This is a genomic window from Fischerella muscicola PCC 7414 (assembly GCF_000317205.1).
Taxonomy (GTDB): domain Bacteria; phylum Cyanobacteriota; class Cyanobacteriia; order Cyanobacteriales; family Nostocaceae; genus Fischerella; species Fischerella muscicola.
This window is the reverse complement of record NZ_AJLK01000127.1, coordinates 38492-53944: the sequence shown is the minus strand read 5'-3', so window position 1 is coordinate 53944 and position 15453 is coordinate 38492. Positions and strand designations below refer to the sequence as shown.

Genomic DNA, 15453 nt, shown 5'->3' with positions numbered 1-15453 from the left:
AAACACAGATGGGTTATCGGTGTGAATCGGTGTTTATCGGTGGTCGAGTTTTTTTCAGATTGCGGGGAAGCCGGAGGAATAAGAATGACGAACACAGATGCACACAGATAAACACAGATGGATACAGATAGAATGACAATTGATTAAAATCTATCTTTCATACCTCGCAAACGTGCAAAGGTTTGTATCGAGTCGTGACTGTTAACTGCTAATTGTAATGCTGGCTGTTCCCAACGTAAAAAGGGATTTGTGCGTTTTTCGACTCCTAACAGGGAAGGAACTGTTGCTTGTCCTTTGCTGCGAGAGGTTTTTACTTGTTCGTAACGAGTTTGTAGATCGGGGTTGTCAGGATCTACGGTGAGAGCAAATTGTAAATTTTTTAAGGTGTATTCGTGGGCGCACCACACTCGCGTAGAATCTGGTAGAGAACGTAGTTTACTCAGCGAGTCTACCATCTGTGTAGGCGTACCTTCAAATAAGCGACCGCATCCACCCGCAAACAGGGTATCGCCGCAGAACAATTCCCCTGTATCGTCTGGGTGCTGAGGAGGAAAGTAGTAGGCGATATGTGCGCGGGTATGTCCGGGTACAAAGATTACTTCCCCTACTCTATCTGCAAACTGAACGCGATCGCCTGGTTGCAAAAATATCTGTTGTCCTGGAATTCTACCCTGGTCTTCGGCTCCGCCATATACTTTCACTTGTGGAAATGTTTGTATCAATTCTTTGTTACCACCGACGTGATCAGAATGATGGTGTGTATTAAAAATTGCTACGAGTTCTGCCTGTAATTCGTAAAGTTTTGTTAAAACTGGTTTTGCCTCGGCAGGATCGACAACGGCAGCGATATTTTGTTGGCGATCGTGTAATAGAAAGATGTAATTGTCTGAAAGTGCCTCTAGACGGATTACTTGCATTAACTGTGCCTCCCTCACAAATCGTTGTTAATATTCACTAGCAATTCTATGCCTAGCAAAAGCTTGAGGCGATCAGCACAAGATTTATATTTTTCTGATTATAGCTTGAAAATTTCTTGAAAAATAAAAGCTGACAACCGTACTTTTACGGTAATTAGTTTTTTTACTAGAAACCAGGTATCAATTTATCAGTAATTTTTCTCTGGGTAGAAAAGCAAATACAAAGTTAGATTTATTTTGGTTATTTTGCGTATTCAAAACACAAAAAGGTTTAGATAAAGCAAAAAAACATTTGCTTTATTTTATTTAGCACTATAGTTTTCTATGTTGATAATCGCTCTCTTTAATTAATAGAAGATAGAGCAAAGATTGACATGAAAATTTGCATCTACCAGAGAAAAAGATGATTAAATACAACCCCATCTACAAAACTCTTGGCAATCAATCTGAATTAGCTGTAGAGGCAATTGTAAATCGAATTATTACATCAGGAGAAATGAGTCGTCAAGACCATGCATTACTCACATCTACCGTACTTAATAACGGTGAAATAAATGAAGGAGGACGTCGTCAAATTAATCGTATTTTTGACCATATACAAACAGGACGGTTAAAATTAGTTAATTGGTAAATTGCACTAATTTTATTTTGGCATTTTATAGAATGCTTAATAGCCAAAAGCTAACTACTGTGCAGGGCAAGATTTGTACCAAAATATTGCTTATGTGCGAATCCTTAGCCCTTACTAAATATTATCTATTTTGGAAAAACAATGTCGAAAGAAACAAGAGGATTTATTACTATTTTAACAGGTCTATACTCATTTCAAGATTGCATTCATTTTTTGGCTGCTATCAGGAAGTTTCATCAAGAACCAATAATTATTTTGATAGACCAGGTTCCAAAAGTTTTTTATCCTTTATTGACAGCTTTTAAAAATGTAATTTTAAAATCAGCACCTGCTAATGAAAATACTGTTTTAGCATCACGTTTAGCAAAAGTTGCTTTATATTCATTCTCAGAATTTGATAGAACGATTTTTTTGGATTCGGATATTTGCTTACTTACTAATCTTAATGATGTATTTGAGTATTTAAATGAATTTGATTTGTTATTAACAGAAGATGTACAACCTGTTATTAGTAAAGCTACAAACTTATTGCGAGGTAATCAGCAAGAAAATTTACCAAAAGTTTTGCAGATTTTACAATCAGTAGGTCTACCATTACAAGAAAATAGTATTCAATATAATAGTGGCTTGATAGCTTTTCGTAAAAATGAGAAAATCAAAAGCTTTTTTAATGAATTTCAAAAGTATTTTGAAATTATTCAAAGTAATCAAGATAAGTTGTTATTAAGAGATCAAGGAGCTTTTGCAGCTGCGATTGAAACTGTACGTCCCAATTTGAAAGTTTTGCCACCCGCCTATAACTATTTAAGTAAATGGAAAGATTGCTACGAAATTGAAGAAGAAATTAAGGTTCTTCATTGTACTTATGCTTATAGACCTCAATATGCGAAAAATATTACTAGGTCATTATACACAAGGGTGTTTGATAAGTTTGCTCAAGTTTTTATGCCTAATCAAGTTACTAATCCTTGGCGGGGAAAATGAATATATTTACGTTGGTTCTGGATTTAATCTGTGATGAAAATTGTGTATATTTTATCGAACACAGATGGACACAGATGTAGACGTCCGTAAGGGCGGCTTCCCGCAGGGTAAACAGATGGACGCAGATGGATTATTCATGTGATGCTTATTCAAAAACAATTAATCGGTTGCTATAAGATGTGCTATTTATTATGAAGCAGAAAGATAAATTAAAAATATCAATACTAGTTTGGAATTTGTCAACTAATGATGGTTATATCCGAGCATCATTATTACAAAAATCATTAATACAGTTAGGATATGAGGTAGAAATTTTAGGTTTTTTATTTGGAAAGGAATTATATGCAGCTATTCCTCCTAATACTAAATTACAGGCTAGAGAGGGTGCTAATTATCCAAAGTTTTTTAAGTCCATTGGTGAATTAATAAAACGTATTGATGGAGATATTATTTACGCAATTAAGCCTCAACCTGCTAGTTATGGTGTTGCACTTTTAAAAAAACTCTATACTCGACGACCTGTAATTGTAGATATTGATGATTGGGAAATGAGTTGGCACGGTGGCGATAGTTGGCAATATCGTCCTACGCTCAAACAGTTTGCTAGAGATTTATTGAAATCAAATGGTGCTTTAAGATCACCTTATCATCCTTTGTATTTGAAATGGATGGAAGCTTTGATTAATCAGGCTGATGCTGTAACTGTACATAATCAATTTTTGCAGCAACGATTTGGAGGTACGTTTGTTCCTAATGGAAAAGATACCTCTTTATTTGATCCATCCCGATATGACAGTAATGCTAGTAGAAATCGTTATGGTTTATCAGGATATAAAATTTTGATGTTTCCTGGTGCGCCAAGACCTTATAAAGGTCTAGAAGATATTCTTATGGCACTAGAAAAAATCAATCAGTCTGATTTAAAACTTGTAATTGTGGGTGGTAGTCCCTACGATGATTACGATCGCCAACTTCAACAGCAATGGGGACGTTGGATGATTAAACTACCAAAATTTTCCGCAGATGTGATGCCAGATGTAGTAGCTGCTGCTGATATTGTGGTTGTTCCCCAACGAGATACTCCAGAAACTCGCGCTCAATTCCCTCTGAAAATAACAGATGGAATGGCAATGGCTAAACCAGTATTATCAACAAAAGTAGGAGATATTCCCAATATTTTAGGGGGAACAGGTTATTTAGCTGCGCCTGGTTCTCCCGAAGAAATTGCCGAGCAAATTCAATTGATATTTCAAGATTTAGATGCAGCAAATGAACGTGGAAAAAGAGCCAGACAAAGGTGTATAGAAAAATATAGTTTAGAGGCAATGGCATCTAGCTTAAAATCGGTAATTGCTCGGTTGTAGTTATTTATAGTAGGCATTTTAAAATTTGATGAGGTTTGGAATTATTCAATCCAAAATCTAAAATTGATTAGGGTGCAACCGTATAAATACGGAACAGCAACATCATAATTATTTTTTTGATTATTTTCACTTTTTAGCTGTTTCAAAAATTCAATCAGAAATCATGTTAAGAATGAGTATATTTTAATTTAAGTCCCCAATGTCTACTCGTAAACTACTACTCAGATTTGCTAAACCCTATCCAGGTCTGATTTTCCTAACAATAATATTAGGATTTTCTGGAGCTTTGTTTAACGGGGTAGGTACAGCTTTAATTGTGCCTGTAATTTTAAAAATTGTGGGACAAGAAGTAGACTTTAGCAGCGCTCCTCCCATTCTCAAAGCGATTACTTCTCCGTTTGATAACATGTCAGAAAATAATCGCTTGTGGCTAATGGCTGGGGTAATTATACTAATAATTTTTTTAAAAAATTTAGCTAGTTACGCTAGTTCCTTGACATCTAGCTATTTATCACGTCGCTTGACTTCTGACATGCGAGAAGCAGGTGTACAGCTATTACTAGAAATAGACATAGATTATTACGCCAAGATGAAAGTTGGTGATTTAATTAATCGACTTGGTGGAGAAATTGGTCGCGCTGCTACTACGATTAGCAATACAGTTAAGTTAGTGATTCTAGGAATTACTATTTTAGTTTTTGTCGCTTTACTAATCTCGATTTCTTGGCAATTAACTATTGCTGCTACGATTTTGTTGTCTTTTGTGACGTTGATTAATCAGTATGTAATTGCTCGTTCTCGAACTTTTGGTAAACTACTGAGTGAAATGTCAAAAGCGTATTCAATTGCGATTCTAGAAATTCTCAGTGGTATTAGATTAGTTAAAGCAACAGGTAATGAAAAAAGAGAATATCAACGCATTAAAGAATTTATTCGGGAACGTGAAAAAGCTGACTTTCGCTCTCAAATGAATTCCGAGGCGATCGCACCGATTAGTGAGGTGATGGGAGTTGTTGCTCTCTTGTTAATAGTGATTTTAAGTCGCACATTTTTTCAAGAAAAAATTGCTTCACTCTCAACTGTTTTACTCACTTATTTATTAATCTTACTGCGATTATTACCACTCATTTCTCAGTTAAATACTCTCCGCAATAGTTTTGCTAATGCAACCAGCAGCGTTGAAGTAACTGCCGATTTTCTCCGTCGGGATGATAAGCCTTTAATGAAAAATGGTAGTATTACTTATAAAAATTTAAATAAAGGTATTAGTTTTAACCATATTTCTTTTGCCTACCCTGGTCATGAAAAAATGGTACTCAAGGACGTAGATTTATATCTACCGCGTGGCACAACTTTAGCTTTAGTAGGTAGTTCTGGAGCAGGAAAATCAACTGTAGCAGACCTTTTACCGAGATTTTATGATCCGATTTCCGGTTCTATAACCATTGATGACATTGATATACGGGAATTTGAAATTACATCTCTACGCAAAGGGATGGGAATTGTTAGTCAAGACACGTTTTTGTTTAATGATTCGGTGCGAAACAACATTGCTTACGGACGTACTGATGCCACCGATGATGAAATTGTTACTGCCACTAAGCAGGCTAATGCTTACGAATTTATTAGTAAATTACCTCAAGGATTTGATACATTGATTGGTGATCGCGGTGTGATGTTATCAGGAGGACAAAAACAGCGTCTGGCGATCGCCAGGGCCTTATTACAAAATCCCGAAATACTCATTTTAGATGAAGCTACCAGCGCCTTAGATACAGTTTCTGAACGTTTAGTACAGGAAGCGATAGATGATTTAAGTCGCGATCGTACCACCTTGGTAATTGCACACCGCTTGTCTACCGTGCAAAAAGCTGATCAAATCGCCGTCTTAGATCAAGGACGAGTAGTAGAGGTGGGAACTCATGAAGAACTTTTACAAAAAAATGGTCATTACTCCCGCCTATACTCAATGCAGTTTGGTGAACAACAAGAATCTACCAGCAAACACCAAGAAGGTTTAATTCGCATCTCCCACGAAATTCGCACACGTCTCAATTCAATGATTGGGTTTCTGCTGTTATTGGTTGACAACTTAGCAGACAACCCCCAAGAAAGACAGGAATTAATTGCAGATGCTTATAAATCTGCTTTGAAAATTCTCAATATTATTGATGTGATTGACGATATGGTTAGCCTAGAAACAAAATGGCAAACCCAAGATGCAAATACCCAATATCCCAACATAGTTCATATTGCCAAAGAGTTTCATACAGATAGCGATCAAATAGTTAATTATTTGCGTTTACTAGACAATAATTCTCATAGAGAAAATGAATTTATTGAAAAAGCGCTGCAATCTGCCATACATTTTCTGAATAATTTAGAAAATTTTGAAAATACAATTAAAGTTAAATAATTATGGAAAATACTCAAAAATATTACGTCTTTTTTTTAGTAGATGAAATTCCCAAACCAGGAGCGAGTTTAGTTCAATCTACCAACGCAGCTAATGGAGCAGCTAATTTGGGTTATGCAACTGTTTTAGCTTATCCCTCTAAAGGATTATCTGCACTCAATCCTTTAAATTTAATTCGTCCTTTCCGACCCAGAAAAGCATCAGCAAAACTGATTAAATACTACAACCTACAAGAAAGGCTAAAAATAGCACCTTTGCCAATGCCTTGGCCTGTAGATCATATCAAAGGAAAATTAACTAATTCTAATACCATCGCCACCAAATACTATTTTCCATTTCATATTCTTTCCCAAACTAAACTTGTTCATGCTTGGAACTGGAATTTTATCAAAGCTGCCATCAAACATGGCATCCCAGTTATTTACGAACACCATCATCATGAGGATAAAAAATTTGAACCAGAAATCGTGAGTCATCCGTTATTTCAATTAGCCATCACAGTAGCCGATACCATCCGCGACGACATGATTGTCAAAGGAATGCCGCCAGAAAAAGTAATTAAATTACATAATGGCTATAACCGCTTTTTTATGGAAAGGCAACCAGAAAAAGCTGCTCTCTGGCGACAAAAACTACTCAAAAATGGGCGAAAACAACTAGTAGTTTATTCGGGAGCATTAAGACAATTTAAAGGCATTGATATTTTAATTGATGTTGCTAAAGAATTAACTAATATTGAATTTGTCTGTGCCGGAGGCGATGAAAAAGAAGTTGCTTACTATCAGCAATTAGCGCAACAAAAACAGGTAGATAACATTAGCTTTTTAGGTTATATTCTGCACAAAGATTTAGCATCCTTACTGCAAGCAGCTGATGTTTTAGCTCATCCCCACTGTTCTGGGCCTGCTGCAACTTTTACATCTCCAATGAAGTTATTTGATTATTTAGCCTCTGGCAATCCGATTGTGGCAACAGAAATTCCTTCATTAATGGAGTTTAAAAATACTAACGCGATCGCTGCTTGGTGTGAACCAGATAATCCAAGTAAATTTGCCGCAGCATTAAAGCAGGTACTAGAAACATATCCTCGCAAAGAAAAAGGATACCCAGAAATTATCGAGTTTGTTAAACAATTTTCCTGGGAAAATCGTGCTGCCAAAATCCTGAGTTACGTTGACGAATCTCTACACCCTGAATTAGTTACTCACTAACTCTTACCTCTGCGTTCTCTCTTGCCTCATGTGGTTCAATAAATAAATTTTAAACCGCAGAGAAACAGAGGACACAGAGAGAAAATATTTACTAATCTACTAACTACTATGAAAACAATTGGCATGATTAGCAGCTATCGCGCACTAGAAAAACAAGGCGATTGGCTATGGCAACAAACACCCCATCCATTTGGTGTTTGGGGAAATATACAAATGCAAGCACTGGCAACCCAACCAGATTTTTTATTAATGTATCAGTTTAATTTTCCCAAAACTCCCCCAAAAAAATCTTGGTTAGATAGATTTCGTAAACCACAAAAATCAGAAGTCAAAATCGAAACTTTTCTGCGTGGAGTTCCCAAAGAGCGAATCATTTATTTACTACGTGAACCACCTTTAGATGAAGTTGTAGAAAAACACAAATTAGCTTACCAAGAAGCGCAAAAGTATTGTGGTTACGTATCAGGGCCTGATGATTTTGCTCCAACTCCTGATTATATGCATGCTATTTGGTATCATGCCAATTCTTTTCGAGATTTGCATGAAATGCCACCACCAGAAAAAATATCTAGTTGCAGTTGGATTACTTCTGGAATTAGCCGTACTGCTAACCATCGCCAGCGCTTAGAATTTTTAAAGTCTTTACAATCAAGTGGAATTAAAGTAGATTTCTACGGACGAGATTTACCTAACTGGACAAAATCATCAGGCGAGTTAGGTAACAAATGGTATGGTATGGCTCCGTACTATTACAATCTGGCGATTGAAAATTATAGTGGCAATAATTGGTATGTAAGTGAAAAATTATGGGACGCACTTTTAGCGTGGTGTTTACCAATTTATTACGGTGGTTCAGCTGCCGATAAGTTATTACCACCCGGTAGTTTTTTACGCTTACCTAGCTTAGATGAAAAAGGTATTGCCTATATTCAAGAAATCACCGCAACTCCTGATGCTTGGTATGAAGCAAAAGAGGCTATCGCTGAGGCTCGTCAAATTATTTTACACGAATTAAATTTGCTCAATTGGATATCGAATTTTGTGAAACAACAAGGCTAAAAAAATGAAAAATGGAATTTATACTTTAGCTAATGATGTAGTTTATAACCAATTGGTGGCATTACTTAACAGCATAGAAGTTAACGCTGGTGCAGATGTGCCTGTATGTGTGATTGCTTATAATGATCAAGTAGATAAAGTCCGGAGCGAAGTTGCATCGCGAAAGAATGTTACTCTGCTAGAAGATCCTGATATTTTTGCTTGTTGGGAAGAATTTTCTTTGCAAGTATGGCAATCTCATCCAACTGCTATCCAAACTTGGCAAGAACGAGGGATTAAAAAGTTTTACAGAGTGGGAGAAAATCGCCGTTACTGTGCTTTTGATCCAGAGAGCATATTTGAAAAGTTTATCTATTTAGATGCTGATACGTTGGTCATGCAGCCTCTAGATTTTATTTTTGAGCAGTTGGATCATCATGATTTTGTTGTTTATGACTTTCAGTATAAAGACCCTGCTCATATCTACAACTTAAAATCTCCCAAACTTTTAGAGATATTTAGTCAACAGCAGATTGACTCAGAAATTTTCTGTTCTGGTTTTTACGCTTCTAAGCGAGGGATATTTCCCCCAGAACAAAGAGATTGGTTGCTGACTAAATTAAATGAAGGGGAATCAGATGTTTTATATATGGCTGCTCCCAATCAATCTGTTCTCAACTATATGAGAATGAGAGCAAATGTCTCATTTTATAACTTTTCGCTCAATTTACCTGCAACTCAAGCTACTGGCTGTTGCGTAACTTCTCCACAATTTGAGAATCGCAATAATGTTCTCTATGATCAGGGCAATAGATTAACTTATCTGCATTATATTGGTTTATCTTCCAAACTTTTTAATAGAGTTTGTGATGGTGAAAATATTGATTTTCCCTATCGGGATATTTTCTTACACTATCGCTATTTGCATGAGCCAGAACAACAACCCAAGTTTACTACTAAAGCCAGAGCTTACAATGCACCACCAAGTTTAACAACACGATTTTTAAGAAAGTTAGGTATAAAAGTTGAGGTGTAATTTCATGACTCGGGGAATTTATATTATTGCCAATGATAAGGTCATTGATTATGCGATCGCACTCCTCAATAGTATTAGATTATATGACCAAGAAACACCAATTATCATGATTCCTTATGATGAAAATTATCACAATATCGCTAACACTCTCAGCAAACATTATCAAGTTGGAATCTACGAAGATTTAGAGTTTATCGACCGACTTTCTAATAAATTACATGAAACCTTTGGAGATAAATTTTTTGCTCGTCCTAATCAATTCCGGAAGCAGGCTTGTTGGTTTGGTCCCTTTGATGAATTTTTGTACATTGATACAGATATTGTCGTCTTTGAAAAAATTATTGATAATCTCAAATATTTAAATCATGTAGATTTTATTTGTTGTGATTATCAACACTTGGGCGGTATTCAGAATGTCTTTACTTCCAAAGTAATAGAAGAAAAAGTATTTACTGAAAATGAACTAAAAGACATTTTTAATGGTGGTTTCTGGGGCGCTAAAAAAAATTTCATTTCCAAACAGGATTTATATGAAACTTTCGTTGAATGTGCAGTTCATCCAGAATACTTTGATTTCTCTCAAAAAACTTCTGATCAACCAATCATTAACTACATGCTCCTCAAGCGAATTCCTCGCCGTTTTAACATCGTCCGCCGTGAGGGCAAAGCACCAGGAAATTGGGCAGGAACTCCCAATTTTCAAATTAAGGAACACGTACTATTTGATCCGACATTAAATCAACCACTACAATATCTACATTGGGCAGGTATTCGCATCCAACCTGGTTGTCCTTATTGGGAAATTTGGCAATATTACCGCAACTTAAATCCAGCTTTACCCCTAGCAGATATCCCCGCACCTGTTAGGAAAAATCAATGGCAAAGTAGATTGGATCATTTGAAGAGTCAATTGCGCCAACTCAAGGCTAGTTTGTAACTAAAAATAGGCATTATAGGGTGGCAAGAAAATTTGATTTTTGTTGAAATCAAACACCGATAACCCATCTGTGTTTATCGCCTTGCACGGTGTTCGATAATTCTTATTCCTCCAACTTCCCCACAATCTGAAAAAACTCGAACACAGATAAACACCGATGAACACCGATAACCCATCTGTGTGAATCTGTGTTCGTAAGCCATCAAATCCCCAAAATCTCTTCCAAACTAGGCACATCAACCCAGTTTGATTTCATATTTGATTCATGGGATAAATCCATCAATAATTGAGAATAAACACCTTCTCGCAAGGACGGAACTACTTCTTCTCCTTGATCAATTCCTTGTACCCATTGATCTACAACTCTCAGGAATGCAGAAATCCGACCATCGGCATAATTTTTCGGAAAGATTAATCTATTAGGAATTTCGATTTCTGTTAATTGTTTACCAGGCTGAGATGCCCAAACACGAAAACCATGAATGTAGTCTTTTTGATTTTCGCTACCTAAAACTAGAGTACCGCGATCGCCATACACTTCCAACCAATGAGTACGGGGTGCATGTACAACCGCACTGATAGAAATTTGGCAAGGTGTCCCATCTGCTAATTCCAGCATCAACATGCAGGTGTCATCGCTATTTACTGGCTGTAATTCACCTGTATTGCTGTCTGGACGTTGGGGTATTGCAGTAGTCAAATGGGCGCTTAATCTGCGTACAGGGCCAAATAACCAGTTAATATAATCAAAAGTATGGGAACCCAAAGAACCTAACGCACCACCACCCTTATCTTTTTGTGAATACCAGTTCCAAGGACGAGAAGCATCAGCGCGGGAGGAACCCAACCAATCAATTCTAATTAAACGTTTGTTGCCAACATAGTCTTGTGATAACAGTTCCGAGAATAATTGCCAACCGGGTACAAACCGAAATTCAAAATCTACAGTGGCAATCACGCCTTTTGATTTTGCTAAAAAATAAAGTTCTTTAGCTTCGTCTACGTTTAAAGTTACAGGTTTTTCTAGTAATAAATGTTTCCCAGCTTGCAAAACTTCCTTAGCCATTTCGTAGTGGAGAAACGGTGGTGTCGCGATGCTGACTGCTTGGACTTCCTTTAAAGAAACAATATCTGCGATCGCATCACAAGCATAGGGGATATTTTGGGCTTGGGCGATCGCTTGGGCTTTTTCTGTATTTCGGTGATAAACAGCAACCACTTGGGTACGGGGATGTGCTTGGAATCCGGGGATATGAACTTTTTGACCGAACCCTGTACCGACAACTGCAATGCCAATGGTTTGCTGATTTGCTGGACTGGGGCTAAAAGGTGCAACTTGGGGTGTAGATGACATACGTTTATTTGAATAACTTCATTTGATAGTTTGCCTTGGACTTAAGTCAATACAAGCCTTTGAGGTCTATTTAGTATATTCGTACAGGGAGAAGTTCAATAGTAATGCCCTTGTATTTACCGAATCCACAACATTTCATTGCCACCTTTTTGTAGTTCGTATTCTACTTTGACAATTGAAACTGTATATCCTAGTTCTTGTAATTCTTGGGTGATGCGATCGAGATATGGCGAACGTTGCAACATCAGAGTCAGCAGAGGAAAAATCCGTACTTCTTGACTAACTCTCAACATCTCCTTAATGGCATCAAAGTGGAATTGGTAATCATGATGATCTGAGTACAAAAAGAGAAAATGTGAACATAAAGCTATATCATATTCTTTCTCTTGAAAATTCAGTTTTGGTAGTTCACCAACTTGATATCTTTTTTCTTGTTTTCCCTGCTCATAATCACTGATAAATTTATTGATTGCTCGTACTCGATTCCATCGTAAATCTTCAGGGGATTTGTGATAAGACCAAATCCAGTCATCAGGACTTGCTTTTACTTGGTCAATGATATTATCAACAACTTCATTAAATCTTTTTAGTATTTCATCACTACTAAATTGATATATTGGGTCAATAGAAGTGACGTGTACACCTATTTTTGTAGCTTCTGCATTGAAACTAGCTGGGCCATCGCCGACACCCAAAATTCGCTTGTGCAAATCTGATTTCGTGAGATTGAACATTTGCACATATTCATCAAGCGATCGCCCGAAGGGAACGACTTTTGCTAACTTCATTGCCATTGTTGATTACCACTTTTATTATTACCTATTTCTAAAATCAATTAGCGTCTGTAAATAAGCATCAGGCATCCCAATATCAAAACTTTTTCCTTGCACAACATATCCGATCATTCCCTCTACTTGACGTACTTTTTCTAGACAGGTTGTTAATTGAAATTCGCCACGTTCTCGAAAGTTATTATTAATATTATCTTCGAGAAAATCAAAAATCCTTGGTGTCAGTGCATACAACCCAAAAATAGATAAAAATTCATTCTCTGCTATTCCTTCCACACGCAAATGCTGACGCGCGTATTCAACAGTTGGTTTTTCGTAAACTTGTGTTAACGAAAGAATAGAATTATGTTTTTGCCAAACTCCTGTGACACAACCAGCTTTATGAATAATTTCTGCTGGTATTGTTGTTAAACCAACAACACTTTGATTTTGCTGTGCATAAACCTCTAAGACTTGACGCGCACAAGATTTCTTGATATCTGATGCGTAAATATGGTCGCCTAACATCAGTAAAAATGGTTGATCATTTACCCATTCTTTAGCACAATATACAGCATGTCCATAGCCTGCTTGTTCTTTTTGTGACAAAAATTTGATTCTGTCACCTAAATCTACAATGTGTTTACTATGTTTTTGATTTTCTGGTGATAGTTTTTCAAACAGTTCAGCTTTGGGTGGATATTTAAATAAATCAATAAAAACTCTTTTGTCTTCCGGTTGTACAACAATGCCAATTTCTTCGATTCCAGCACTAATTGCTTCTTCAACTATTAGCTGAATTACAGGTTTGGCCCTACCATCTTTATCAACTATAGGGAAAAGTTCTTTTTTCACAACTTTAGTAGCAGGAAATAAGCGAGTACCAAACCCAGCAGCAGGTATTACAGCTTTTTTAATTTGATTTTTCGGCATAAATAGTCAGTTGTAAACATTGCATGTGTGGGAAATATCTTTCAATGATTTCAATTACTTTTTGTTGATTTTCTTTGTCTTTGACAATAAATTGTGCTGTGCCATCACCTTGGGAACCAACACCTTTCCCACCTAAAATATAAGGTTGAATCGGTGCATAATTCAGCAATTGATGTAAGACTGGTGCTGTTAACTCCTCAGGACAAGCCGGAATCAAATGCTTGTCAAATTCTACCTGTGCTTGTCTCATTAGAGTACCAATTTGTTCTGCATCGCCTGTTTGTAAGGCGTTAATGGCGGCTTGAGTAATTTGATAGCTGATAGAACCCAGATATTTTTGCACATTCGCTTGCACTGTATTGGTGGCGAAAGGATAACACTGATTAAGTTTGCTAAGAATTACTTGAGTATTTTTGCTAGCACCAAGATCCACTATGACAAAAAACAAATCCTTGGGAACACTAAGTTCGATGATCTCTGTACGGGTACCATCAAAGATCATAGCAATGGGACGATTACCGTAAGCACAAGCTTGATCCATCCGTCCGCAACAAGAAGGGGTGGTAATCTCTCCGAGATAGGCAAACTCCATCTCTTCTTGGATCGACATCTTTAAGTCATATACCAGATTAAAAGCCCTCGCCACTAATACGCAAATAGCTGCACTCGATGACAGCCCTTTTTGAATCGGTAAATCAGTTAGGTAATTGTCAATTTCTATTCCCCCAGTACAGTTATGCGCCCCTACTAAAAATTGATAAGCAACACCAGCAGCATAACTAAAAAATCCACCCTTTCTAGCTTCTGCTAGCAAAGCCTGCGCTTCCATTGGTAGAGTTAGGGATTTACGAGTTCCATCACCAAGGGAGGTACCAAGAATTAATTGATTGGGATGAGGCTTCACTTGTGCATACAGCCCCTGATTCGTACCTACCAGCAACGTGTAGCCTATTTCCAATTCAGGGTTGAGATGGCGGTATCCTCCCGCCCAATCACTATGTTCACCAAATATACACAGGCGTCCTGGTACAAAAATTTTCATATGGGTTTCTGATCTTACTCACGAAGGCTCACACTTTTTGTAACAATTGACAATGGTTACGAGCATGTTCTTATACCATATTGTGCTGAGGGTCAAGCGGGGTAATGCCATACATTTGGCTTAATTTGCAATCATTTGCTGCTTAGTTATACTAGTGTCAGTTTAGAAACTGTCACTTACCCAAGACCGCGTTTTATACCAGAAAAGATATTCTTATTTTGTGCAAGGAGTGATACCACTTCACCATATGTTTGCCACAAGTCATTTTCGTAATACCCCTTAAATTAAAGGTTATTACGAATATCAAATGTTGCATCAAATAAGTGATTTGGTATAGAAATATATAAAAGGCGCTTGAGTTCGCAAAATTACTCAAGCGCTTTTACGTATCATAAATTGTTGGTTGTTGGTGAGACCAGCCCCCCAAAAAGGCGGTCTCCGTCACGTAGACGCGAAGCGGTGAGACAGCGACTCTTACGCAGGGGGTTCTCCCCCAATCCCCACTCCCTGTCGGTCGTGGGGGCCGGTGAGTCCCCCATGAGCCACTGCGAACCCGGAGGGCTTAAGGTAAGGGTAGGGGGACTGGCGAACCCGTAGACACGTAGACGCGAAGCGGTGAGGGGGTCGCAGTCTTGGCGGTTTCCGTCACGATTGCGAACCCCCGTAGACGGGCGAAGCCCGGCTTCTCGTAGAGTACCCGGAGGGCTTAAGGCAGGGTAGTGGCTTCCCGTCAGGGTAGGGTTGTTGGTTGTTAGGTATAGCAGTTTTGGATTGGATGCAATACAAGATCAAAAACGAACACAGATGAACACAGATACAC

The 15453-nt window shown here is 37.5% G+C and carries 13 protein-coding genes; 8 read left to right on the top strand and 5 right to left on the bottom strand.

Annotation, left to right across the window (positions count from 1 at the left end; genetic code table 11):
• Positions 1-143 precede the first annotated feature (143 nt).
• Complete coding sequence (gloB, locus tag UYI_RS0120840; RefSeq protein ID WP_016868608.1) at positions 144-917, bottom strand: hydroxyacylglutathione hydrolase; 774 nt, start codon at positions 915-917, stop codon at positions 144-146.
• Positions 918-1320: 403 nt separating this feature from the next.
• Between gloB and UYI_RS0120835 the strand changes: the two genes are divergently transcribed.
• The 8 genes from UYI_RS0120835 (at position 1321) to UYI_RS0120800 (ending at position 10534) form a co-directional block, all read left to right on the top strand.
• Positions 1321-1548, top strand: a complete 228-nt coding sequence (locus UYI_RS0120835) for a hypothetical protein (RefSeq protein ID WP_016868607.1) — start codon at positions 1321-1323, stop codon at positions 1546-1548.
• A 141-nt stretch (positions 1549-1689) separates the two neighbouring features.
• Entirely contained in the window at positions 1690-2532 is an 843-nt protein-coding gene (locus UYI_RS0120830) for a putative nucleotide-diphospho-sugar transferase (protein ID WP_016868606.1), read from the top strand.
• Between the two features lie 191 nt (positions 2533-2723).
• Positions 2724-3896, top strand: coding sequence for a glycosyltransferase family 4 protein (locus tag UYI_RS0120825; protein ID WP_016868605.1), 1173 nt, complete (start codon positions 2724-2726; stop codon positions 3894-3896).
• Between the two features lie 199 nt (positions 3897-4095).
• On the top strand, positions 4096-6312 hold the full coding sequence (locus UYI_RS0120820) for an ATP-binding cassette domain-containing protein (protein ID WP_016868604.1): 2217 nt from the start codon (positions 4096-4098) through the stop codon (positions 6310-6312).
• Between the two features lie 2 nt (positions 6313-6314).
• Positions 6315-7523: a glycosyltransferase gene (locus tag UYI_RS0120815; RefSeq protein WP_016868603.1), complete on the top strand. Its 1209-nt coding sequence runs from the start codon at positions 6315-6317 to the stop codon at positions 7521-7523.
• Between the two features lie 108 nt (positions 7524-7631).
• Positions 7632-8582 (top strand): glycosyltransferase family 10 domain-containing protein, encoded by a 951-nt coding sequence (locus UYI_RS0120810; RefSeq protein WP_016868602.1) that lies wholly within the window; start codon positions 7632-7634, stop codon positions 8580-8582.
• A gap of 4 nt (positions 8583-8586) precedes the next feature.
• Positions 8587-9597, top strand: a complete 1011-nt coding sequence (locus UYI_RS0120805; RefSeq protein ID WP_016868601.1) for an Npun_R2821/Npun_R2822 family protein — start codon at positions 8587-8589, stop codon at positions 9595-9597.
• A gap of 4 nt (positions 9598-9601) precedes the next feature.
• Entirely contained in the window at positions 9602-10534 is a 933-nt protein-coding gene (locus tag UYI_RS0120800; protein ID WP_016868600.1) for an Npun_R2821/Npun_R2822 family protein, read from the top strand.
• Positions 10535-10736: 202 nt separating this feature from the next.
• On the opposite strand, the gene UYI_RS0120795 is transcribed toward UYI_RS0120800, so the two are convergent.
• The 4 genes from UYI_RS0120795 to UYI_RS0120780 form a co-directional block, all read right to left on the bottom strand.
• The gene (locus UYI_RS0120795; protein ID WP_016868599.1) at positions 10737-11888 is read right to left on the bottom strand and encodes a Gfo/Idh/MocA family protein; all 1152 of its coding nucleotides are present in this window, start codon (positions 11886-11888) and stop codon (positions 10737-10739) included.
• Between the two features lie 116 nt (positions 11889-12004).
• A complete protein-coding gene (locus UYI_RS0120790) occupies positions 12005-12682 on the bottom strand; it encodes a hypothetical protein (protein ID WP_016868598.1) in 678 nt (225 codons plus the stop codon).
• A 21-nt stretch (positions 12683-12703) separates the two neighbouring features.
• Positions 12704-13591 (bottom strand): UTP--glucose-1-phosphate uridylyltransferase, encoded by an 888-nt coding sequence (locus tag UYI_RS0120785; protein WP_016868597.1) that lies wholly within the window; start codon positions 13589-13591, stop codon positions 12704-12706.
• On the bottom strand, positions 13572-14633 hold the full coding sequence (locus UYI_RS0120780; protein ID WP_016868596.1) for a mevalonate kinase family protein: 1062 nt from the start codon (positions 14631-14633) through the stop codon (positions 13572-13574). The genes UYI_RS0120785 and UYI_RS0120780 overlap by 20 nt, the downstream gene beginning before the upstream one ends.
• Positions 14634-15453: the final 820 nt, after the last annotated feature.